The sequence below is a fragment of the Pseudomonas sp. KCJK9016 genome (genome assembly GCF_046231795.1).
GTDB classification, from domain to species: Bacteria; Pseudomonadota; Gammaproteobacteria; order Pseudomonadales; family Pseudomonadaceae; genus Aquipseudomonas; species Aquipseudomonas bananamidigenes.
Window position 1 is genome coordinate 26,797 of record NZ_JBJJMM010000012.1, and the last position, 22,667, is coordinate 49,463.

At 60.4% G+C, this 22,667-nt stretch carries 16 protein-coding genes; 11 read left to right on the forward strand and 5 right to left on the reverse strand.

Annotated elements, in window-relative coordinates; genetic code table 11:
• The first annotated feature begins 6 nt into the window (after positions 1–6).
• The 4 genes from ACK6BI_RS13775 (at position 7) to ACK6BI_RS13790 (ending at position 4,745) form a co-directional block, all read left to right on the forward strand.
• Positions 7–654, forward strand: a complete 648-nt coding sequence (locus ACK6BI_RS13775; RefSeq protein ID WP_409317498.1) for a response regulator — start codon at positions 7–9, stop codon at positions 652–654.
• A 106-nt stretch (positions 655–760) separates the two neighbouring features.
• Positions 761–1,348: a fimbrial protein gene (locus tag ACK6BI_RS13780; RefSeq protein WP_367253922.1), complete on the forward strand. Its 588-nt coding sequence runs from the start codon at positions 761–763 to the stop codon at positions 1,346–1,348.
• Positions 1,349–1,420: 72 nt separating this feature from the next.
• Positions 1,421–2,170: a molecular chaperone gene (locus tag ACK6BI_RS13785; RefSeq protein ID WP_409317499.1), complete on the forward strand. Its 750-nt coding sequence runs from the start codon at positions 1,421–1,423 to the stop codon at positions 2,168–2,170.
• Positions 2,171–2,255: 85 nt separating this feature from the next.
• Complete coding sequence (locus tag ACK6BI_RS13790) at positions 2,256–4,745, forward strand: fimbria/pilus outer membrane usher protein (RefSeq protein ID WP_409317500.1); 2,490 nt, start codon at positions 2,256–2,258, stop codon at positions 4,743–4,745.
• Here ACK6BI_RS13790 and ACK6BI_RS13795 read toward each other — a convergent pair.
• From ACK6BI_RS13795 to ACK6BI_RS13805, 3 genes are all read right to left on the reverse strand, one after another.
• Positions 4,742–8,416 carry a translocation/assembly module TamB domain-containing protein gene (locus ACK6BI_RS13795; protein ID WP_409317501.1) on the reverse strand — a complete coding sequence of 1,225 codons (3,675 nt, stop codon included), beginning with the start codon at positions 8,414–8,416 and terminating at the stop codon, positions 4,742–4,744. The two genes, ACK6BI_RS13790 and ACK6BI_RS13795, sit on opposite strands and share 4 nt — an antisense overlap.
• A complete protein-coding gene (locus ACK6BI_RS13800; RefSeq protein WP_409317502.1) occupies positions 8,413–10,140 on the reverse strand; it encodes an autotransporter assembly complex protein TamA in 1,728 nt (575 codons plus the stop codon). The genes ACK6BI_RS13795 and ACK6BI_RS13800 overlap by 4 nt, the downstream gene beginning before the upstream one ends.
• 67 nt (positions 10,141–10,207) lie before the next feature.
• The gene (locus tag ACK6BI_RS13805; RefSeq protein ID WP_409317503.1) at positions 10,208–10,858 is read right to left on the reverse strand and encodes a GNAT family N-acetyltransferase; all 651 of its coding nucleotides are present in this window, start codon (positions 10,856–10,858) and stop codon (positions 10,208–10,210) included.
• Positions 10,859–11,032: 174 nt separating this feature from the next.
• Between ACK6BI_RS13805 and xthA the strand changes: the two genes are divergently transcribed.
• On the forward strand, positions 11,033–11,845 hold the full coding sequence (gene xthA / locus ACK6BI_RS13810) for an exodeoxyribonuclease III (protein WP_409317504.1): 813 nt from the start codon (positions 11,033–11,035) through the stop codon (positions 11,843–11,845).
• Positions 11,846–12,017: 172 nt separating this feature from the next.
• Complete coding sequence (locus ACK6BI_RS13815; RefSeq protein ID WP_409317505.1) at positions 12,018–13,352, forward strand: substrate-binding domain-containing protein; 1,335 nt, start codon at positions 12,018–12,020, stop codon at positions 13,350–13,352.
• 179 nt (positions 13,353–13,531) lie between these two features.
• On the opposite strand, the gene ACK6BI_RS13820 is transcribed toward ACK6BI_RS13815, so the two are convergent.
• Entirely contained in the window at positions 13,532–14,761 is a 1,230-nt protein-coding gene (locus ACK6BI_RS13820) for an acyl-CoA dehydrogenase (protein ID WP_065261692.1), read from the reverse strand.
• A 177-nt stretch (positions 14,762–14,938) separates the two neighbouring features.
• Between ACK6BI_RS13820 and ACK6BI_RS13825 the strand changes: the two genes are divergently transcribed.
• From ACK6BI_RS13825 to ACK6BI_RS13835, 3 genes are all read left to right on the forward strand, one after another.
• Positions 14,939–15,883, forward strand: a complete 945-nt coding sequence (locus ACK6BI_RS13825) for a LysR family transcriptional regulator (protein ID WP_065261693.1) — start codon at positions 14,939–14,941, stop codon at positions 15,881–15,883.
• Between the two features lie 55 nt (positions 15,884–15,938).
• A complete protein-coding gene (locus ACK6BI_RS13830) occupies positions 15,939–16,340 on the forward strand; it encodes a MerR family transcriptional regulator (RefSeq protein ID WP_409317506.1) in 402 nt (133 codons plus the stop codon).
• 145 nt (positions 16,341–16,485) lie between these two features.
• Positions 16,486–17,385, forward strand: a complete 900-nt coding sequence (locus ACK6BI_RS13835; RefSeq protein WP_409317507.1) for a hydroxymethylglutaryl-CoA lyase — start codon at positions 16,486–16,488, stop codon at positions 17,383–17,385.
• A 596-nt stretch (positions 17,386–17,981) separates the two neighbouring features.
• On the opposite strand, the gene ACK6BI_RS13840 is transcribed toward ACK6BI_RS13835, so the two are convergent.
• Entirely contained in the window at positions 17,982–19,679 is a 1,698-nt protein-coding gene (locus tag ACK6BI_RS13840) for an AMP-binding protein (RefSeq protein ID WP_409317508.1), read from the reverse strand.
• A gap of 201 nt (positions 19,680–19,880) precedes the next feature.
• Between ACK6BI_RS13840 and ACK6BI_RS13845 the strand changes: the two genes are divergently transcribed.
• The gene (locus ACK6BI_RS13845) at positions 19,881–21,044 is read left to right on the forward strand and encodes an isovaleryl-CoA dehydrogenase (protein ID WP_409317509.1); all 1,164 of its coding nucleotides are present in this window, start codon (positions 19,881–19,883) and stop codon (positions 21,042–21,044) included.
• 12 nt (positions 21,045–21,056) lie between these two features.
• Positions 21,057–22,664 (forward strand): carboxyl transferase domain-containing protein, encoded by a 1,608-nt coding sequence (locus ACK6BI_RS13850; RefSeq protein WP_409317510.1) that lies wholly within the window; start codon positions 21,057–21,059, stop codon positions 22,662–22,664.
• The last annotated feature ends 3 nt before the right edge of the window (positions 22,665–22,667 follow it).

The following is a 22,667-nucleotide window of genomic DNA, read 5'->3' on the forward strand; positions in this document are numbered from 1 at the left end:
TCACCCATGGAAACCTTCAACGTTGTGATTGCCGATGACCATCCCATCGTACTGGTGGGGGTACGTGAGCTGGTGGAGCGTGACAGACGCTTTCGCGTGGTGGGCGAAGCCGTTTGCTCCAGCGAGCTGATCCATCTGCTCGACACCCGGCAGGTGGATCTGGTCGTCACCGACTTCAACATGCCCGGCGACTCAACCTATGGGGATGGTCTGAAACTGGTGGAATACCTGACGCGCCACTACCCTACCGTCCGGGTACTGGTGCTGACCATGATTTCCAACCCCCTGATCCTGACGCGCCTGCACGAACTCGGGGTGCTGGGCATCATCCAGAAAAACCAGCTGCATAACGAAATCGAAACGGCGCTCAAGGCCATCGCGCGGGGCAACCCGGTGCGTGGCTATGAACCTGCGCCGACCTCAGTGGTGGTCGACGGCGCAGACCTGGACGAACGTTTTACCCGGCTGTCGCCCAAAGAGCACGAAATACTGCGCCTGTTTGTTTCGGGACTGGGCGTCAGTGATATAGCACGAGGATTGAACAGAAGTGCGAAAACCATCAGCACCCAGAAGATATCGGCCATGCGCAAACTTGAGGTCAACAGCGATCAGGACTTGCTGGCTTATTGCATAGAACGCAATCTGTTCAACTAACAGGCAACTTCACAAAGCAATAAAAAAACTTCTAGGAATCGTCTGATACTCCATCAGAAGTGCACTGTATATCGTGTTGTTTCAACCCGCCAACATGGTAAACAACATGAAAAATCTGTCTCACGCACTTCTCGCCCTTTCAATCATGGCCGCTGCCGGTCACGCTCTCGCAGCAGACCCGACACCGACCAAGGCTGGCAGTGGCACCATCAACTTCACCGGCACCATCAACAACGATGCCTGCTCTGTCGATGGCGCCGGAACGAACAAAACCATTTCCGTCAACATGGGCGAAGTGTCGATCAAGGACATGGGTACCGCCACCGCACCTAAAGGCAACGGTACGCTGAGCGTCGAAAACTTCGACATGAAGATCAACTGCAACGCCGGCACCAAGGTCGCCATGATCTTCGAACCGACCAAGGGCGCAGGTTCGGGCATCGTTCCTGGCACCAAAGTACTGAAGCTGATCGACGGTCTGGGCGCCGCCAAGAACATCGGTATCGCCCTGCTCGACGCTAACGGTGCGTTGATCGACCTGAGCTCGCCGTCCACGGCGAAGATCGAAAACACCCTTCAAGACAGCAACACCACGCTGAAATTCTCGGCGGCCTACGTCACCACCGCTGATGTGGCGACAGCCGTTGCCGGTCGTGGCGACGCCACCCTGCCGTTCACGCTGCAATACGAATAATCCGCGCGAACACTCAAGTCCGGTGCAGGGCCGTTCGACCCTGCACCCTCATTCAATTGCGCGGTACCTCCCATGTTCTATCGTCACACACTGTCCATTTGCGCAGGCCTGCTGGGCCTGCTCATGGCCGACCAGGCCATGGCCGGCATTTCATTGAGCAGCACCCGTCTGGTCTTCGACGGTCAGCACAAGGAAGCCGGGATCACCGTGCGCAACAGCGGTGAAGATGTATTGATCCAGTCCTGGATCGACACCGATACCAGCGAAACCGCCGCTGTACCGTTTGCCGTCACCCCGCCACTGGTGCGCGTCAGCGGCAACGAACAGCAAATACTGCGGGTGATCTACGAAGGCACGGGCATGCCGACCGACCGGGAGTCGGTGGTATGGCTCAATGTTCAGGAGATCCCGCAGGCGGCGAAATCCCGCAACACGTTGCAACTGGCCGTGCGGCAACGCATCAAGGTGTTCTTCCGCCCGGCGGAACTGAAAAACAACGCCTATCTGGCACCGGGCGAACTGACCTGGCGCCTGGCCGAACGCGCCGGCAAAAGCCTTCTGGTGGTGAACAACCCTGGCCAGTATCACGTCTCGATTGCCGAGATAACGCTGCAATCCGGCGCTCTCAGCGAACGGCCCTTTGATTCGATGATGATTGCGCCAGGTGAACAAAAAGAGTTCAGCCTCAAACAACTGCATCACACAAGTACAGCCCGCCTGTTATTCAACAGCATTAATGACTATGGCGCACAAGACCGTTATGGCGCGCAACTCAACAACAGTGCCGAGACCCGAGCCAGTTTGAATAAAGAGTCCCCATAACTTACGTGCCGCTGTCACAGCCGCACTGTCACTGTATTTCTCTTCGCTCCGTTAGTTCGTATCGGAGGTGATATAGGGTTCCTGCATGTTTTTACTCAAGCGCGACGGATGGGCGCCGTTTTCGATTGCCCTGTTTTTCAGCAGCACCTGCCTGGCAGATGGTGATGAACAGTTCAATACATCGTTTCTGCAAGGCGCTCCGTCCTCTGTGGACCTGCAATCCCTGCTCGCCTCCAGTCGCGTGCTGCCCGGTATTTATCGGGTGGATCTCTACGGCAACGAAACCCTGGTCGGCCGTCGCGATATCGACTTCCGTCGCCACCCCGGCACGGGCAAGGTCGAGGCCTGTCTGACCCTGGAGATGGTGCAGCAGTTGGGGGTCGACCTCGGCAAATTGCAAGCTACCGGCAAACTGATCGGCGATGACCCGGATGCCTGTCTGGACCTGCCCGCCTTGATCGATCACGCCAGCGTGCGCTACGACGTGCCACGCCTGCGCCTGATGGTCAGCGTGCCGCAAAGCGCCATGGAACGCGGTCGACGCGGTTACGTCGACCCGGCCTTGTGGGACGAGGGCGTGCCCGCAGCGTTTATCAACTATCAATTGAGCAGCAGTCGCAACAGCACCCAGGCTCAAAACACCCTGTCCAACAACATCGGCTTGCGCAACGGTATCAACCTGGGTGCCTGGCGGTTGCGTAACGAATCGAACTTCAACAGCAGCACCGGCCGTCCCAATACTTTCAAAAGCAATCGCAGCTACCTGCAACATGACGTGACCGCCCTGAAGGGGCAGTTCAGTGCCGGGGACATTTTCTCGGATGCCGACCTGTTCGACAGCGTGCGCTATCGTGGCTTGAAACTGGCGTCCGACGACGGCATGCGCGCCGACAGCGAGCGCGGTTATGCGCCCATCATTCGCGGCATTGCGCAGTCCAGTGCCACCGTGGAGATTCGCCAGAACAACTACATGCTCTACACCGCCAATGTGCCACCGGGCCCGTTCGAAATCAGCGATATCTACCCCAGCGGTTCGAACGGCGATCTCGAAGTGACGATTATCGAAGCCGATGGTCGACGCCGGGTATCGCTGCAAGCGTTTTCCAGCCTGCCGATCATGGTGCGCCAGGGGCAGTTGAAATACAGCGTCTCGGCCGGTCAGTTCAACAGCAACAGCGATGATCAGAAGTCGCCGCAATTTGTCAGCAGCACGCTGGCCTATGGCGTCAGCAGCGATTTGTCGACGATTGTCGGGGTCCAGGCGTCAGACAACTTCCAGGCGTTGTCCGTGGGCGCCGGTCGCAACACGTCGATCGGTGCGGTCTCGCTGGACGTGACCCACTCCAGCAGCCGCACCTTCGGTCAGGCCGTCACGGGCAACAGCCTGCGAGCCTTGTATGCCAAGACGTTTACCGGTACCGACACCAATTTCACGCTGGCCGCCTACCGCTACTCGACCGAGGGCTATCGCACCCTCACCGAGCACGTCGAAGCGCTGAGCAGCGACGGTCAGCCACGCACCGGCAACTCGAAAACCCGCACCGACCTCACCGTCAACCAGAGCCTGGGACGCAACCAGCAATATGGCAGCGTCTACGTGAACGCCAGCGACCAGCGCTACTGGGGGCGCGGTGGTTCTCAGAGCCTGTCGGCGGGTTACAGCAACTATTGGGGTGATGTGAGTTATAACATCGGAGCCACGTACTCCAAGGATGTCGGCAACTATGGGCCGTCGAACAATGACACCCTGCTGAACCTGTCCGTGTCATTCCCGCTGGGTTCCAAACCCCGTGCACCGCGGGCCTTTGTGTCTGCCAGCACGCAGAAAGCCGACGACAGCACCCAGGTCGGCATCAATGGCTACCTGTCGGAAGACAGCGACACCTACTACTCGGTGCAAGGCGGCAACAGCAGCACCGGTGGCGGCAGCGGTTCGGTGAACCTCAGCACCCGTACCTCGGTGATGGACATCAGTGCCGGCTACAGCCAGGGACGCGGATACAACTCGCAGAGCCTTAACCTGGCAGGTTCGGTCGTGGGCCATGCCGGCGGGATCAACCTGGGACAAACCGTGGGTGAAACGTTCGCACTGGCACAGGTCGAAGGCGCGGCGGGGGTCAAGATCGCCAGCTACTCCGGGGCCAAGACTGCGAGCAACGGTTTCGCCGTGGTCTCCAACGCGCAACCTTACCGGGTGAACTGGATCAACCTGGACACCCGTGACCTGGGCGGTGATATCGAGATCGAGAATGCGACCCGGCAAGTCGTCCCCCGACGCGGAGCGGTGGTCCTGGCACGCTACGCCAGCAAGACCGGGCGGCGTGTGCAATTTGCGTTGTTCGACAGCCAGCATCGGCCAATTCCGTTTGGCGCGTCGCTCGAGGACGGCAACGGCAAGCAGTTAGCGATCTCTGACCCTGGTGGTAAAGCACTGGCGCTGGTCGAAACAGATGCCGGCACGCTCATCATCAACTGGCAGGGCCAGCGATGTGAGGCGCCTTATGCGTTGCCGGAACGCAACAAGACGCTGAACTATGAGCGTGTCTCGCTGGTGTGCAGTACGCCGGCCCTCTAGAAATCGCGCTTGTAGAAGATATCCAGCGAACTGGCCACGCCGCTGGCGGCTTCGAGGTAGACCTTCTTGCTCAGTTTGTAACGCAAGGCAATGGTGTTGGCCGGTTCGAACACGCCGACGCCGTAACGCAGGCTGAGCTTCTCGGAGATGTTGCCGCTGGCCACAACGCTGGTGGTGTTGCCACTGCCCTGGGTGTCGAGCTGGAAATCCTGAATGCCCAGATCCTTGGCCAGGTTGCTGGTCACCCCGGAACTGCCCATCAGGCCCAGACCGAGCGCCGCTTGCGCCAGCATGTTGTTGTCTTCGCCGTTGCTGCTCAGCGGACGCCCCAGCACCAGATAGGACAAGGCCTGCTCCTGACTCATGGCCGGTTCCGAAAAGATCTGTGTGGTCGGCTGCTCGGCGCTGCCGCTCAGGCGGATGCCGGCGATCACGTCGTCGGTCTGGCGAATCGCTTCGATATCCAGATACGGCTGATCGATCGGCCCGGCAAACAGCAGTCGCGCACGACGTACTGTCAGGCGCTGGCCGTAAGCCCGATAGCGACCGTCGTTGAGCCACAGCTCGCCACGGGTGTCCATGTTGTCGCCGATGTGCACGTGACCTTGCAGGTTGGCGGTCAGGCCGAATCCGGCGAAGCTCAGTTTGTCCTCGCCGACCACCACGTCGATGTCCATTTTCATGGCCATCGGTGCTTTGCCCTCTTCGGTCTGCGCACCGACGATGATCGTGTCATCGGAGACTTTCACCGTCGATGGCGGCAGTTCGCGTACGGTGATTTCGCCTCGGGGCACCAACACTTTACCGGCAATCGCCAGCTCGTCGCCGGCCATGGAAATCTTCAGGTCCGGCGCCACTTCGAGCTTGGCGTAGGGTTCGACGGTGACCGGCAGTTGCGTGCCCTTGAGTGCCAGATCCACCATCAGCGCCTGGCCCCAGGCGACGTTACCGCTGAGGCTGCCCTGCCCGGTCTTGCCGCTTTTCCAGCCGCCGTCCAGGCGCACCGATTCGCCGGCGATCACCGCTTGCATTCGCAGATCCTGCAACTCCATCGGCAACTCGGCACCGGACACTTCACCCTCACTGAGCTGCACCGTGCCATTGACCAGCGGTGCCAGCAGCCCGCCGGAAATCGTGCCGCTGCCATTCAGGCGCCCGGTGAGTTTCTCGACCATCGGCACGAACGGCCGCGCCACCGACAGATCCAGCCCGCTGAGACGGAACGAGCCGTTCAGCGGTTTGTTCTTCGGCAGCGGGTTGAGCTGCGCCTGCACCATCAGCTCACCGAGTTTGCCACCGACGAAATTGAGGTCGGTGTCGATGCGTTTCGGCGTGAGTTTGCTGGTGAGCTTGAGGGTCTGGTACGGGAAGTCCAGCCACTGGTCCTTTTCCTTCATGCGCAAGGTGCCGCCGCTGGCATCGACGCTGATCTGGCCGTTCGGGCCACTGGCCGGCAGGTCCAGTTGCAGGTCGGCGTTGAGCCTGCCCTGCCAGGCGAAATCCTTGGGCAGCCACTGCGCCAGGCTTTTGATCGGGAATTGCTTGAGGTGATAACGCAGCTTCGGATCCGGCATCAGCCGCTGATCTTCACCGCACAGACTGGAACTGCCGGACATCCAGCAATGGGCGCCGAAGTTGATCTTGCCGTCGGCCAGTCGTTCGAGTTTCGCCGGGGTTTGCAGCTTCCAGTCCTGACCGCCGGCCTGAATGTCACCGCTGGCCAGACGCCCGCGCCAGTTGCCCTTGTCCAGATTACCGTCAAGGCCCAGCGCGAGTTTCAGCTTCGGCCCGAGCAGGTCGAGATTGAGCTTCTGGCTTTTGATATCGCCCTGAGCGCTGACAGTCAGCACACCCAGGCTCGTGTCGCCCGCCTGGATGCCGCTGCCCTTCAGATCGATTTTCGCCCGTTGCGCGCTGTCGAGCGTGGCGTCGAGGTTGAGGGCTTGCAGGCGATTATCCTGAAACACCAGTTGCGAGCCTTGCAGGTCGAGTTTGCCTTGCGGTGTTTTCAACGTACCGGCGACGTCGACCCGCCCGTTGATCTGCCCGCGCAATTGCGGCCAGAGTTGGGCCAGGCGCGGCAGCTTGATGTCGATCTGCCCGGTGAGTTTCTGTTGCAGGCTGCCCTTGCCGTTGATGCTGTTGTCACCGAGGCGGACTTGCAGCGCGTTGAGATTCCACTGCTCGCCGGCGCCGTCAGCCTTGGCTTGCAGCACCGCCGGTTGCCCGCGCAGTTTGCCTTTGAGGTCGAGGTCGGCGTTGAGGCTCAGGCGTTCGTTCTTCATTTCGCCGGTGCTTTTCAGCGGCCCGGCCAATGTGCCCGGCAATTCTGCCATCCAGTACGCCGGATTGAGCGCCGACATTTCCAGCGCCGTGTCCCACGCGATGCCGTCGGCGAACTGCACGTTCACATGCCCTTCGGCCTTGCCCTGTCCCGCTTCGAGTTTGAATTGCGGTAGGAAGATCTGTTTGAGATTGCCACTGAACGGGCTGCTCAGGCTGAACGCCCCCGCCGGGCCATCCAGGGCGGCGGCGAAGTTACCGAGATACTGGCCATCGGTGTAGGAGACTTCACCGATGAACGTGCGCAAGGCGACTTGCGGCTCTTCGATCTCGGTATAGAGCCGATGCCACGGGAAATCCTGCCAATTGATATTGGCCTGGGCGCTGAGGCCTTTGCTCCAGTCGACGTTGCCGGTGAGTTTAAGGCTTTGTTTATCATTGGCCGTCAGGTCGAGGCCGACGATCTGCGCGCCCTTGGCGTCAACCTTGCCCTTGAGCAACAGCGCTACCGGGCCTTTATTGGCGGGCAGCGTCGCGTTGCCGAGCAATTGGTAACCGTTTTTCAGATCGCCTTCGCCGGTCAATACCACTTGATTGAGTTGCAGGGTGTCGGGCAGATCGGCGCTCGGCTTGAACGCTTCCGAGGTGATGCGCACCTTGGCCGGCAGGTTTTCCGCCAGCGGTTGCAACTCGCCGCTCAACTGGCCGTCGAGGTAGCCACGACTGTCGGCGTGCAGATTGAGGGTCTTGAGCAGATCGCCATCGACTTTCAGTGCCAGCGTCCATGGGCCGGTGCCCGGCGACGGCAGGGTCAGATCACCGGCGATGTTCAGCGGCCAGTTACCGGTGGGTTGCAGCAGGCCGGAGAGGTTCAGGCTCAATTCATCGCGTTGCAGTTTCACGCTGTCGATCTGCATGCCCTTGGCAGTCCAGTGCGCCGCCAGTTGCAGGCCTTTGAGCTGTTCGCTGCCATTGAACAGCAGACTGCCGACCTGCACGTCGCCCAGCTCGATGGCCACCGGCAATTGCAGATCCGGCAACTTGATCGGGCCGCTGTCGGTGGTTTCTTCGCCGGGCGGGAATTGCAGGATGACCTGATCGGCCTTGAGCTGCTCGATGCACAGCGTCATGCGTGTCAGGCACAGCGGCGACCATTCGAAGATCGGCTTATTGAGTTCGACGCGACTGCCGTCCTGCTGCCAAAGCAAATGATCGGCGCTCCACTGTCCACCGAGGCGACCCTGGAAGTTGTCGACGCTCAGCCCCGGAACCAGTCCCAACACCCAACGGCTGCCCGCCTGGGTGCCGAGTACAGTGGCAATGCTCAATACCATCAGCAGCACCAGTGACAACAGCGCCAGCGCCAAAATTTTCAAACCACGCTTCACAGCTCGGGCCCCATGGAAAAGTGCAGCCGGATGCCGCCATCGTCGTCCAGCGCATGGGCCAGGTCGAGGCGGATCGGCCCCACCGGCGAGACCCAGCGCACACCGATACCGACCCCGGTCTTGAGGTTCGGCAGTTCGAGTTTGTTGAAGGAGTTGCCCTGGTCAACGAAGGTCGCGACCCGCCACTTCTCGGCGATCGAGTATTGATATTCGACGCTGCCGGCCACCATGTAGCGCCCGCCGATGCGGTCGCCTTTGGAGTTCTCCGGGGATAGGCTCTGGTAGTCGTAACCGCGCACGCTCTGGTCGCCACCGGCGAAGAACCGCAGCGATGGCGGCACCGAGCTGTAGCCGTTGGTGGCGCTGCCGCCGACCTGGACACGCCCGAGGAAACGGTGATTGTCGAACACCGTGGTCAGGCCTTTGATCAGCGCCGTGCCATACAGCAGGTTGTTGTCCGAGCCGAGGCCTTCTTTCGCCACCTTGCTTTCGAAGGTCAGGCGATAGCCGTTGTGCGGGTCGATGCGATTGTCACTTTTCAGGTAGGAGTAACTGATGCCGGGCATCAACAAGGTACTCAGACCCGAATCGTCACCGAGCTGGTATTCCTCGCGCTGCCATTTCAGCGAAATCACCCGCTGCCAGCCGCTGGGCAACTTGCTGTGCCACTCCGGGCCGAAGGTCAGCAGTTTGCTCAGGGTGTCGGAACCGTCGATGTCTTCGTACTGATAGCCGCCGGCCCAGCGCAGTTTGTCGGTCAGTGGCGGATCCAGCGGAATGTCGTAGAACAGACCAACATTCTGCCGTGGCGCCGAGAGCTCCGCCTCCCAGCCATAACTGTCGCCCTGCGGGTTGACCCAGTGACGGGTCCAGTTGGCCTTGATCCGCGGGCCGACGTCGGTGGAATAACCGAGGCCCAGACCCATGGTGCGCGGCTTGCGGGTATCGAGTTTGACCGCGACCGGGATCACGTCGTTTTTCGCCGCAGTCGGTGCAGCATCAACCCGTACGCCCTCGAAATAGCCGCTCGATTGCAGGTCGCGGTTGAGTTCGGCAATCAGCTCGGAGTCGTAAGGCTCGCCCGGTTTGAACGGCACCATGCGTTGCAGCAGATCTTCATCGAACGGCGTGTCACCTTCGAAACTGACCTTGCCCAGCGCATAACGCGGACCGCTCTCATAGATCAATTCGACATCCGCCACCCCGGCGCGAGGATCGACCAGCAGTTTCTGGCTGGTGAAATGACCACTGAAGAAACCGAAACGCGAGGCCTGATTCTGGATCAGGCGCTTGGCGTCTTCGTAGCGGCCATGGTTGAGCACCGCGCCGGGCTTGAGCACGTCGCTTTTCGGTACACGAAAGGATTTGAGGGCGGCAGCGGGTCCGTCGACCCGCACGGTGACATTGCGCAGGCGAATCGGCTCGCCGGGATCGATCTTCAGCACCAGACGCGGCTTTTCACCGCCCTTCACTTCGCTGTCGATCTGCGGCTGGTAATAGCCCAAAGCCTGGGCGGCCTTGCGCGCCTGCTCTTCGGCACCGCGACTGAAGCGCTGCAAGGCTTCTTCGTCACGATCCCCGAGGCTGCCGATATAGCCTTCTATATTGGCTTTGAGTTCATCGTTGGACGGTTTGACCCGCACATCCAATTCACTTTGCGCCAGCGCCGCGCAGCTGGTTAACAGCATGAGCACGCCACTGGTAAATCTTCCTGGAAACTTCATAGGGGGCGGATGCTATCACGTGCTTGGGAGCGTGATAGAACCAGACTTTTCTGAAAAAGTTCGATGGTTATGCCGTTGCAGTTTGTAACACCTTTGGATTGGCGTGGAAAAACACATGCTCGCGTACCGGGCCGACGGCGACTTCGCCGATCTCCTCATAACCCTGACGTTTGTAAAACTCCAGGTAACGTGGATTGCCGGTGTCGAGGATCACGCCCTGGGAGCTTTCATCCACCGCGCACCAGTTGTGCACCGCCTGCAACAGTTGTTCGCCGAAGTGCTTGCCCTGAAATTGCGGATGAACGCCAAGCAGCGGCAGCATGTGCACCGAATCGGTCGGCACGCAGGCTTCAACGGCGGCGTGATACTCCAGATAGCGCCGCGTGCAGCGAAAACCGGTGCTCAGCACCATACGCAAACGCCACGCCCAGCTCTCGGTGACGCCCAGACGCCGTTGCGGCGGCGCGATCAGGGCGATGCCGATCAACCGGTCATTGACCAACAGACCGATGGCCGGCAGATCCTGCAGGAAATGCTGCTTGACCAGTTCCCGCACCGTGGCGCGCACCCTTTGTTCGTAGCCCGGACGTTCGGCCTCGAACAGGTAAGCGAAAGTCGGCTCGTGTCGATAGGCCTGATACAGCAGGGATCGCGCTTCACGGGAATAGCCGCGGTCGAGCATGTGGATGTCAGCGATGGCGGTCGAGGTTTCAGGCATGACGGTGATTCTCCCTGGACGGGACTCAACAGGCCCCGTTCTTGTTATACGAGCCTTGGGCTGAAGGGATCGTTCCCACACCCGAAAGACATTAGCAGCGCATATGGACTACCGCCACGCTGGCCCAGATCCTACATGTCAGCTAGCATCGCCCTTTTGCCAGGACTGCCGACCATGAAGATCGTTTCCTTCAACATCAACGGACTGCGGGCCCGCCCGCATCAGCTGGCGGCGCTGATCGAAAAGCATCAGCCGGACGTCATCGGCCTGCAGGAAACCAAGGTCCACGACGACCAGTTCCCGCTGGAAGAAGTGCGGGCCCTGGGTTATCACGTGTATTTCCACGGTCAGAAAAGCCATTACGGCGTTGCCTTGCTCTCGCGTCAGGAACCGATTGCCGTGCACAAAGGCTTCGCCACCGATGAAGAAGACGCGCAACGGCGCTTTATCTGGGGCACGTTCGCCGACGCCAACGGCGTGCCGGTGACGATCATGAACGGCTATTTCCCACAGGGTGAAAGCCGTGATCATCCAACCAAGTTCCCGGCCAAGCAGCGCTTCTACAGCGATCTGCAAGCGTTGCTGGAAAGCCAGTTCAACAATGAGCAGCCGCTGGTGGTGATGGGCGATGTGAATATTTCCCCGGAAGACTGCGACATCGGCATCGGCCCGGACAACATGAAGCGCTGGCTGAAAACCGGTAAATGCAGCTTCCTGCCGGAAGAGCGCGAGTGGATGGCCCGCCTGAAAAATTGGGGCCTGACCGACAGCTTCCGTCACCTGAACCCGGACGTGGCCGATATCTTCAGCTGGTTCGACTACCGCAGCCGTGGCTTTGAAGATGAGCCGAAGCGTGGTCTGCGGATCGATGTGATCCTGGCGTCCCATGGCTTGCTGCCACGGGTGAAAGCCGCCGGTGTCGACTACGAACTGCGCGGGATGGAAAAACCTTCGGATCATGCGCCGATCTGGCTGGAATTGAGCTGAGATCCTGTGGGAGCGAGCTTGCTCGCGATAGCAGAGTGTCAGGCTGCAAAAGCTTGACTGGCACACCGCAATCGCGAGCAAGCTCGCTCCCACATTGATTCGGCTGTAATGTTTTGGTCATGCGCCTGACTTAATCTCCCCGGCAATCCCCTTGGCTGCATTCGGTGCCGGCATGACCCTGCGCGTTTTGTTCGTCTTTCTCCTGAGTGCCTGGCTGCAGGTTTCGGCCGCAGCATTGCCCATTCCCGAGACCGGCCCGGTATTGCGCATCCAGGGTTCCAACACCATTGGCGCAGCCCTCGGCCCGGCGCTGGTTGAAGGCCTGCTGGAAGAACAGGGCCTGGTGAAGGTCCACAGCGAAACCCCGGACACTGCCAACGAGCAACGCGTCGTCGGCCTCACGGCTCAAGGCAAACGGGTGGTGGTGGAAATCGCCGCCCATGGCTCCAGCACCGGTTTTAGCGCGCTCAAAAACAACAGCGCCGATCTGGCCGCCTCTTCCCGTCCGATCAAGGACAGCGAACTCACCAGCCTGCTGCCGCTTGGCGACCTGAAAAGCCCCGGCGCCGAGCAGGTCATCGCCATCGATGGCCTGGCGATCATCCTTCACCCCGGCAATCCGCTGAATCAGCTGAACACCGAGCAACTGGCGCGGATTTTCAGCGGCGAGGCGAAGACGTGGGAAGAACTGGGCGGTAAGGGTGGGACGATTCATCTGTATGCGCGGGATGATCAGTCCGGCACCTACGACACCTTCAAGGAGCTTGTTCTCAGTCGTCGTGGGAAAACGCTGAACAGTTCGGCGAAACGTTTCGAGTCCAGCGAGCAATTGTCCGACGCGGTCAGTGCCGATCCGCAGGGCATCGGTTTCATCGGCCTGCCCTATGTGCGCCAGGCCAAGGCCGTGGCGATCGTCGACGGGCAATCCCAGGCCATGCTGCCACTGGCCAGCCTGATCGCTACCGAAGACTATCCGCTGTCCCGCCGACTGTTCTTTTATTTGCCGCCCGATAATCAGAATCCGTGGGCCGCAGCCTTGGCGGAATTTGCGCAAAGTCGCCAGGGCCAGGCGATTGTCGCGGCCAACGGTTTTATCGCCCAGACCGTGCATGCCATCTCGGTCACGCCGAATGCGCTGATGCCCGAGGGTTATCAATCCCTCAGCCGGCATGCCCAGCGTCTTACGGTGAATTTCCGTTTCGAAGAAGGCAGCGCCAGCCTCGACAACAAGGCCCGCCAGGATCTGGTCCGGGTGTTCGACTATATAAAGCACCACGACAAAACCGACCGCGCGGTAACACTGGTGGGATTCGGCGATGCCAAGGACGACCCGGCGCGGGCGGATCTGCTGTCGAAGCTGCGGGCGATGGCGGTTCGGCGAGAGCTGGTGAAGAACGGTGTGGTGCTGCGCGAGGTGCGCGGCTTTGGCGCGCTGATGCCGGTGGCGACCAACAGCGGGGATGAGGGCCGGATCAAGAACCGGCGGGTCGAGGTTTGGGTTTACTAAACCAGACCGGAGTTGACTGCCAAAGATACTTTTGTGGCGAGGGAGCCTGCCCCCGTCGGGTCGCGGACCGGCCCAAAAACCCTACGATCCGGTTCTGAAAAGCAAACCGGAATGTCTGATTTTGCGGCTGCTGCGCAGCCGAGCGGGAGCAAGCTCCCTCGCCACAATCAGTGTTGACATCAGCGCTCGCTACGCAGCATTTCCTTCGGCACGTACTTGCCGATCTCGAACTTGCCGATCGCCGCGCGGTGCACTTCGTCCGGGCCGTCGGCCAGGCGCAGGGTGCGTTGCATGGCGTACATGTAGGCCAGCGGGAAATCGTTCGATACTCCGGCCCCGCCGTGAATCTGGATCGCCCGGTCGATCACCCGCAACGCGACGTTCGGTGCGACGACCTTGATCTGCGCGATTTCGCTCTTGGCGACCTTGTTGCCCACGGTGTCCATCATGTACGCCGCTTTCAGGGTCAGCAGACGCGCCATGTCGATTTCCATCCGCGAGTCGGCGATCTTGTCGACGTTACCGCCCAGACGGGCCAGCGGTTTGCCGAATGCAGTACGGCTCACCGAACGTTTGCACATCAGCTCCAGCGCACGTTCGGCCATGCCGATCGAACGCATGCAGTGGTGAATCCGGCCCGGGCCGAGACGACCCTGAGCGATTTCGAAGCCGCGTCCTTCACCGAGCAGGACGTTTTCGTAGGGCACCCGCACGTTATCGAACAGCACTTCGGCGTGACCGTGCGGGGCGTCGTCATAACCGAACACCGGCAGCGGACGAATGATCTTCACACCGGGGGTGTCGACCGGCACCAGAATCATCGAGTGCTGCGCATGACGCGGGGCGTCGGGATTGCTCAGGCCCATGAAGATCAGGATCTTGCAGCGCGGATCGCAGGCGCCGGAAGTCCACCATTTCTTGCCGTTGATCACCCATTCGTCACCCTCGCGCACGGCACGGGCGGCCATGTTGGTGGCATCGGAGGACGCGACGTCCGGTTCGGTCATGGCGAACGCCGAGCGGATCTCGCCGCGTAACAGCGGTTCGAGCCAGCGCTGTTTCTGTTCTTCGTTGGCATAACGCACCAGCACTTCCATGTTGCCGGTGTCCGGTGCCGAGCAGTTGAACGGCTCGGGGCCCAGCAGCGAACGGCCCATGATTTCCGCCAATGGCGCGTATTCAAGGTTGGTCAGGCCGGCGCCCAGCTCCGACTCGGGCAGAAACAGATTCCACAGCCCTTCGGCTTTTGCCTTGGCCTTGAGCTCTTCCATGATGGCGGTCGGCTGCCAGCGGTCGCCTTCGGCCACCTGGCGTTCGAACACGGCCTCGGCCGGATAAACGTAAGCGTCCATGAACGCGGTCACGCGCTCACGCAGTTCTTGCACTTTGGGCGAATAGGCGAAATCCATGGGCAGTTACCTTTCTGGGCAGCGGTTGTTCAGGTCATGCAATCGATGCTAGAACAGCGCCGATAATTTACCTAGCCTATTCTCGGCGTGTATAAACATTCATCACCGATATATGATTGGTTGATTTTCCTGGCCGCCCTGACCCGCGCCATCCATCCATAACAAGAGAGCCGCGTAATGAATCTGAGCAAGGTCGACCTCAACCTTTTCATCGTCTTCGACGCGATCTACACCGAAGCCAACCTGACCCGCGCCGGGCAGATCGTCGGCATCACCCAGCCAGCGGTGTCCAACGCATTGGCACGGTTGCGCGAAACCTTCAACGACCCGCTCTTCGTCCGCACGGCACAGGGCATGGTGCCGACACCCATGGCGCAGAACATCATCGGCCCGGTGCGCAACGCACTGTCGCTGCTGCGGGTATCGGTTCAGGAAAGCCGCATTTTCAACCCCTCGCAAGCGGTCAAGACCTACCGCATCAGCATGACCGACCTGACCGAAGCAGTGATTCTGCCGCCGCTGTTCCAGCGCCTGCGTCGCCTGGCACCGACGGTGATCATCGAAAGCTTTCTGTCCAAGCGCCGTGAGACCACCAAGGAACTGGCTGCCGGGCGCCTCGATTTCGCCGTGGATGCACCGCTCAACACCGATCCGCAGGTGCGCCATGTCAAGCTGATGGAGGACCGTTACGTCTGCGCGATGCGCAAGGGGCATCCACTGGCGACCAAGGACAAACTCACCCTCGACGATTACCTGTCGCTGACCCACATTCATATTTCCAGTCGTCGCAATGGCTTGGGCCATGTCGATCTGGCGCTGGGCAAAATGGGCATCCAGCGCAAGATCGCCCTGCGCTCGCAGCACTACCTGATGGCTTCCCAGGTGTTGCAGCAGACCGACATGGTGATGACCGTGCCGGAACGATTCGCCCGACGCCATGACCTGCACGCGTTCAATCTGCCGGTCAATGATGTGCCGCCGGTGGAAACCCATTTGTACTGGCACGAAAGCACCGACCAGGACCCGGCCAACCGCTGGATGCGCGAGCAGATGATCGAGCTTTGCCAGCAGGTGACGGCCCATGAGAAGAAGCTCGACAAGCTGCAGGCACCCGCCACTTGACGTAAACGTCAACCTGCAATTAGCTTAGCGCCAGGATCTTTTTTCGAGCGCTTTCATGAGCAGCCAGACTTACAGCATTTCCGACCTCGCCCGAGAGCTGGACATCACCACCCGGGCGATTCGTTTCTATGAAGAACAAGGCCTTCTCTGCCCAGAGCGCCGGGGCCAGGAACGCATCTATTCGCCGCGCGACAAGGTCAGTCTGAAGCTGATCCTGCGGGGCAAGCGCATCGGTTTTTCCCTGGCCGAGTGCCGCGAGCTGATCGAGCTCTATGACCCGTCCAGCGGTAACACCAAACAACTCAACAGCATGCTGGCGAAAATCAGCGAGCGCCGGGCACAGCTCGAACAGCAATTGCTGGACATCGAACAGATGAAACTGGAACTCGACACCGCCGAAGAGCGCTGCGTGCAGGCGCTGGAGCAGACGCTCAAGAGTCAGCAATCGGTTCAGTGAACCAACACCAATCCCTTGTGGGAGCGAGCCTGCTCGCGAAAGCGCTCTGACATTCAACAATGATGCTGACTGTCTCACTGTTTTCGCGAGCAGGCTCGCTCCCACCGGGTCATCGACACAGTCAGATAATGAGCAGGTTCAGCCCATGTCCCTCCCCTCCAAAGTTCGCCTGATCGAAGTCGGCCCCCGTGACGGCCTGCAGAACGAAGCCCAGCCCATCAGCGTCGCCGACAAGGTGCAACTGGTTGACGCCTTGAGCGCGGCAGGCCTCGGCTACATAGAAGTCGGCAGTTTCGTCTCGCCCAAGTGGGTGCCGCAGATGGCCGGTTCCGCCGACGTGTTCGCGCAGATCCGGCGCAAGCCCGGCGTGACTTATGGCGCACTGGCGCCGAACCTGCGCGGTTTTGAAGATGCACTGGCCGCCGGCGTCAAGGAGGTCGCGGTGTTTGCCGCCGCATCCGAAGCATTTTCGCAACGCAACATCAATTGCTCGATCAACGAAAGCCTGGCGCGGTTCGCGCCAATCATGGAGGCCGCGAAACAACACGGCGTTACCGTGCGCGGTTACGTGTCCTGTGTGCTTGGCTGCCCTTATGAAGGCACGGTCGCACCGGAACAGGTGGCCATGGTCGCCCGCGAGCTGTACGCGATGGGCTGCTACGAAGTGTCGCTTGGCGACACCATCGGTACGGGTACCGCCGGCGCCACCCGCCGTCTGTTTGAAGTGGTCTCGCAGCAGGTGCCGCGAGAGAAACTCGCCGGCCACTTCCACGACACCTATGGCCAGGCCATGGCCAACATCTACGCCAGCCTGCTGGAGGGCATCGCGGTGTTCGACAGCTCCATCGCCGGCCTCGGCGGCTGCCCGTATGCCAAGGGCGCCAGCGGTAACGTCGCCACCGAAGACGTGGTGTACCTGCTCAATGGCCTGGGCATCGAGACCGGTATCGACCTCGACGCATTGATTGCCGCTGGCCAGCAGATCAGTTCGGTACTCGGCCGCCCGTCCGGTTCGCGCGTGGCCAAGGCCCGCAGCGCACAGTGAGGGCGAAGGTGTTACCGCTGTGTCCGAAACGTGGGCATAGACGAGTAACACGGAAACAAATTGTCTGGTTTTACCTGAAGTAAAAATCCTTAAAAAAACTCAAGTTATTGATTTACAAGGATTTTAAAAAGTTGGCACGACATCTGCTATCTCTATGGCATAACAAGAATAAAAAGCAGCAAACCAAATAAAAACAAGACGAAACGACTCTGACATAACAAAAACAACACGGCAGAGACGCAGCTAACAGATTTTTTTGGAGAAGGTGTGCTTTTCAGGGTGTTCCTCGGAATGACCCGCAACCGGGCAGAGAACAATAAAACTACCTTCAGGTAGCTCCCGTATCGGTTGGATCGCCATGGCGAGAAAGCAGATCAGCGCTCAAAAAAATACGTTTGCTCTTGACCCCGGATGGGGGTCGCCAAAAACAGCGGTAAAGGGTAACGGTTGCCAAAAACAACAACAGACCGACCCTCAATAATAAAAAGAGCACGCGACGACAAAATTAAAGGGGAGCTTCGGCTCCCCTTTGTGCTGTCTGGTCTTCTGAAATCCCGCAGGACACTGTGGAAGCAACGCCCCCACAGTTCTGTTCCTCAGCCCTCGTTACTGCGTAACTCCTCGACACTGATCTCACGCATCCGGAATTTCTGGATCTTGCCCGTCACCGTCATCGGAAACTCCTCGACGAATTTGAAATGACGCGGCGTCTTGAAGTGGGCGATGCGTTCCTTGCACCACGCTTGCAGTTCTTGTTCGGTGGCGCTGTGGCCGGGATGGAATTTGATCCAGGCGACGATTTCCTCGCCGTAGCGCGAGCAGGGAATGCCGATCACCTGGACGTCCGCCACCGCCGGATGAGTGAAGAAGAACTCTTCCAGTTCGCGTGGGTAAATGTTTTCGCCGCCACGGATGATCATGTCCTTGTTACGCCCGGCGATGCACACGTAACCCTCGTCGTTCATGCTCGCCAGGTCGCCGGTGTGCATCCAGCCTGCCGCGTCGATGGCTTCGGCGGTGGCCTGCGGGTTGTTCCAGTAGCCGAGCATCACGCTGTAGCCACGGGTGCACAGTTCGCCGATGGTGCCGCGTGGCACGGGATTGCCGGCCTCGTCGATGATCTTGCTTTCGAGTTGCGGCTGGGTGCGGCCGACGGTGGTGACGCGCAATTCCAGTTCATCCGATGGCCCCGTCTGCAGGGACACAGGGCTGGTTTCGGTCATACCGTAGGCGATCTGCACTTCGCTCATGTGCATTTCGCTGATGACCCGGCGCATCACCTCGATCGGGCACGTGGCGCCGGCCATGATTCCGGTGCGCAGGGTCGACAGGTCGAACCCGGCACGCTGCGGCTGATCAAGCATGGCGATGAACATGGTCGGCACACCATACAACGCGGTCGCTTTTTCTTCGGCGACGGTACTCAGGGTCAGCAGCGGGTCAAAGGCATCGTTGGGATAAATCATGGTACTGCCGTGGGTGACGCAGCCAAGATTGCCCATGACCATGCCGAAGCAGTGATACAGCGGCACCGGGATCACCAGCCGATCAGCGGCGGTCAGGCCGAGGCTTTCGCCGACCATGTAACCGTTGTTGAGGATGTTGTAGTGACTGAGGGTCGCGCCCTTGGGGAAACCGGTGGTGCCGGAGGTGTACTGGATGTTGACCGGTTGATCGAAGTGCAGGCTGTCGCTGCGTTCACGCAATTGCTCTGGAGAGACACTGGCGGCCAGATTTGCCAGTTGCGACCACGGGAGAAAACCCGACGGCGGCTGCGGATCAAGACTGATCAACCCGCGCAACTCCGGCAGGCGCTCGCTGTGCAGTTCGCCGATGGAGTGCTCGGCCAGCTCCGGCAGCAGGCCTTGCAGCATGCCGTGGTAGTTCGAGGTCTTGAAGGCCCCCGCGCAAACCAGCCACTGGCAACCGGATTGCTTCAGCACGTACTCGAGTTCGGAACTGCGGTAGGCTGGGTTGATGTTCACCAGGATCGCGCCGATCTTCGCAGTGGCAAACTGTGTGATGCACCACTGCGCGCAATTCGGCGCCCAGATGCCGAGCCGGTCGCCGGCCTGCAAACCCAACGCCAGCAAGGCTCTGGCGTGAACATCCACCGCATCGGCCAACTGCCGCCAGGTGTAACGCAGGTGCTGATGGCGCACTACGAGCGCCTCGCCATCCGGGTACTGCGCGACAGTCTCGTCGAACTTCTGCCCGATGGTCATCGCCAGCAAGGCTTTGTCCTGGGAACCACGGGTATAGCTGCGCTGCGGGTTTGCACTGGGTTGATCCATGACGACCCCTATTGTCTTTATTAGTGGGTGTTGGACCGGAGCCATGCCAGCTCCGACCGTTCAGAACTGGCCCTACTCTCGCTCAAGTTGACGTTAACGTAAAGGGTGATTGACAGCCATTCGTCACAGGCTTACGTTAACGTAAAGGTGAGAGCCAATCCGCCGCCCTCCCCGCCCTACAAAAAAGCCAAAAGGTGACCCATGAGCTACCCATCCCTGAACTTTGCCCTCGGCGAAACCATCGACATGCTGCGCGATCAGGTTCAGTCCTTCGTCGCCGGTCAGATCGCTCCGCGTGCCGCGCAGATCGACAGCGACAACCTGTTCCCCGCTGATCTGTGGCGCAAGTTCGGCGACATGGGCCTGCTCGGCATCACCGTGCCGGAGGAGTATGGCGGCGCGGGTCTGGGTTATCTGGCCCACGTGGTGGCGATGGAAGAAATCAGCCGTGGCTCCGCTTCGGTGGCGTTGTCCTACGGCGCTCACTCCAACCTCTGCGTCAACCAGATCAACCGTAACGGCAATCACGAACAGAAATCCAAATACCTGCCGAAGCTGATCAGCGGCGAACACGTCGGCGCTCTGGCGATGAGCGAGCCGAACGCCGGCTCCGACGTGGTCTCGATGAAACTGCGCGCCGATAAACGCGGTGATCGCTTCGTGCTCAACGGCAGCAAGACCTGGATCACCAACGGCCCAGACGCCAACACCTATGTGATCTACGCCAAGACCGACCTGGAAAAGGGCCCGCACGGCATCACCGCCTTCATCGTCGAGCGCGACTGGAAAGGCTTCAGCCGCAGCAACAAGTTCGACAAGCTTGGCATGCGCGGTTCCAACACCTGCGAACTGTTTTTCGATGACGTCGAAGTGCCGGAAGAAAACATCCTTGGCGTGCTCAACGGCGGCGTGAAAGTGCTGATGAGCGGCCTCGATTACGAGCGCGTGGTGCTGGCCGGTGGCCCGACCGGGATCATGCAGGCCTGCATGGACCTGATCGTGCCGTACATCCACGACCGCAAACAGTTCGGCCAGAGCATCGGCGAATTCCAGCTGATCCAGGGCAAGGTCGCCGACATGTACACCCAGCTCAACGCCAGCCGCGCCTACCTCTACGCCGTGGCCCAGGCCTGCGAGCGCAACGAAACCACGCGCAAGGATGCCGCCGGCGTGATCCTCTACACCGCCGAACGCGCCACGCAAATGGCCCTGGACGCGATCCAGATTCTCGGTGGCAACGGTTACATCAACGAATTCCCGGCCGGCCGTCTGCTGCGTGACGCCAAACTGTACGAAATCGGCGCCGGTACCAGTGAGATTCGTCGCATGCTGATCGGTCGTGAACTGTTCAACGAAACCCGCTAAACGGAGCTGTCCATGGCTATCCTGCATACCCAGCTCAACCCTCGCTCAGCGGAGTTCGCCGCCAACAGCGCGGCGATGCTCGAACAGGTCGACGCCCTGCACACCCTGCTCGCCCGAGTGGCTCAGGGCGGTGGCGCGAAAGCGCAGGAGCGTCACACCTCGCGCGGCAAGCTGCTGCCACGCGAACGCATCAACCGCTTGCTCGATCCGGGCTCGCCGTTTCTGGAAATCAGCCAGTTGGCCGCCCACGCCGTTTATGGTGAAGACGTGCCGGCCGCCGGTGTGATTGCCGGGATCGGTCGTGTGGAAGGTGTCGAGTGCATGATCGTCGCCAACGACGCGACGGTGAAAGGCGGCTCGTACTACCCGCTGACTGTGAAAAAACACCTGCGGGCCCAGACCATCGCCCAGCAAAACCGCCTGCCGTGCATCTATCTGGTGGACTCGGGCGGCGCCAACCTGCCGCGTCAGGACGAAGTGTTCCCGGATCGCGAGCATTTCGGGCGGATCTTCTTCAACCAGGCCAACATGAGCGCCATGGGCATTCCGCAGATCGCCGTAGTCATGGGCTCCTGCACCGCCGGCGGTGCCTATGTGCCGGCGATGGCTGACGAAGCGATCATGGTGCGCAATCAGGCGACTATTTTCCTGGCCGGCCCCCCGTTGGTGAAAGCCGCGACCGGTGAAGTGGTCAGCGCCGAAGACCTCGGCGGAGCCGATGTGCATTGCAAGACGTCCGGGGTCGCGGACCATTACGCCGAAAGCGATGAGCACGCCCTCGCCCTCGCCCGTCGCAGCGTTGCCAACCTCAACTGGCGCAAGCTCGGCGAAGTTCAGCAGCGCACGCCGATTGCCCCGCTGTACGCCAGCGACGAACTGTACGGCGTGGTTTCGGCCGACGCCAAGCAGCCGTTCGATGTGCGCGAAGTGATTGCAAGGCTGGTTGACGGTTCGGTGTTCGATGAATTCAAAGCCTTGTTCGGCACCACGCTGGTGTGCGGTTTCGCCCATCTGCACGGCTACCCGATCGCGATCCTCGCCAACAACGGCATCCTGTTCGCCGAAGCGGCGCAAAAAGGCGCGCATTTTATCGAGCTGGCGTGTCAGCGCGGCATCCCGTTGCTGTTCCTGCAGAACATCACCGGTTTCATGGTCGGGCAGAAATACGAGGCCGGCGGCATCGCCAAGCACGGCGCGAAACTGGTGACCGCCGTGGCCTGCGCCAAGGTGCCGAAATTCACCGTGATCATCGGCGGCAGCTTCGGCGCCGGCAACTACGGCATGTGCGGGCGGGCCTATGATCCGCGCTTCCTGTGGATGTGGCCGAACGCGCGGATCGGCGTGATGGGCGCCGAGCAGGCGGCCGGTGTGCTGGTTCAGGTCAAGCGCGAACAGGCTGAACGCGGCGGCCAAACCTTCAGTGCGGAACAGGAAGCCGAGATCAAGCAACCGATTCTCGACCAGTACGAAGAGCAGGGTCACCCCTACTACTCCAGCGCACGGCTGTGGGACGACGGCGTCATCGACCCGGCGCAGACCCGTGATGTGCTGGCTCTGGCCTTGTCCGCGTCGTTGAACGCGCCTATCGAACCGAGCCGTTTCGGCGTGTTCCGGATGTGATCG

Excerpts from the sequence above, each read along its gene's own strand:
- ACK6BI_RS13785 (WP_409317499.1), top strand. The coding sequence starts at position 1,421 with ATGTTCTATCGTCACACACTGTCCATTTGCGCAGGCCTGCTGGGCCTG.
- ACK6BI_RS13825 (WP_065261693.1), top strand. The coding sequence starts at position 14,939 with ATGAATCTGAGCAAGGTCGACCTCAACCTTTTCATCGTCTTCGACGCG.
- ACK6BI_RS13830 (WP_409317506.1), top strand. The coding sequence starts at position 15,939 with ATGAGCAGCCAGACTTACAGCATTTCCGACCTCGCCCGAGAGCTGGAC.
- ACK6BI_RS13820 (WP_065261692.1), bottom strand. The coding sequence starts at position 14,761 with ATGGATTTCGCCTATTCGCCCAAAGTGCAAGAACTGCGTGAGCGCGTG.
- ACK6BI_RS13840 (WP_409317508.1), bottom strand. The coding sequence starts at position 19,679 with ATGGATCAACCCAGTGCAAACCCGCAGCGCAGCTATACCCGTGGTTCC.
- ACK6BI_RS13835 (WP_409317507.1), top strand. The coding sequence starts at position 16,486 with ATGTCCCTCCCCTCCAAAGTTCGCCTGATCGAAGTCGGCCCCCGTGAC.
- ACK6BI_RS13800 (WP_409317502.1), bottom strand. The coding sequence starts at position 10,140 with ATGAAGTTTCCAGGAAGATTTACCAGTGGCGTGCTCATGCTGTTAACC.
- ACK6BI_RS13815 (WP_409317505.1), top strand. The coding sequence starts at position 12,018 with ATGACCCTGCGCGTTTTGTTCGTCTTTCTCCTGAGTGCCTGGCTGCAG.
- ACK6BI_RS13790 (WP_409317500.1), top strand. The coding sequence starts at position 2,256 with ATGTTTTTACTCAAGCGCGACGGATGGGCGCCGTTTTCGATTGCCCTG.
- ACK6BI_RS13845 (WP_409317509.1), top strand. The coding sequence starts at position 19,881 with ATGAGCTACCCATCCCTGAACTTTGCCCTCGGCGAAACCATCGACATG.
- ACK6BI_RS13775 (WP_409317498.1), top strand. The coding sequence starts at position 7 with ATGGAAACCTTCAACGTTGTGATTGCCGATGACCATCCCATCGTACTG.
- ACK6BI_RS13780 (WP_367253922.1), top strand. The coding sequence starts at position 761 with ATGAAAAATCTGTCTCACGCACTTCTCGCCCTTTCAATCATGGCCGCT.
- ACK6BI_RS13805 (WP_409317503.1), bottom strand. The coding sequence starts at position 10,858 with ATGCCTGAAACCTCGACCGCCATCGCTGACATCCACATGCTCGACCGC.
- xthA (WP_409317504.1), top strand. The coding sequence starts at position 11,033 with ATGAAGATCGTTTCCTTCAACATCAACGGACTGCGGGCCCGCCCGCAT.
- ACK6BI_RS13850 (WP_409317510.1), top strand. The coding sequence starts at position 21,057 with ATGGCTATCCTGCATACCCAGCTCAACCCTCGCTCAGCGGAGTTCGCC.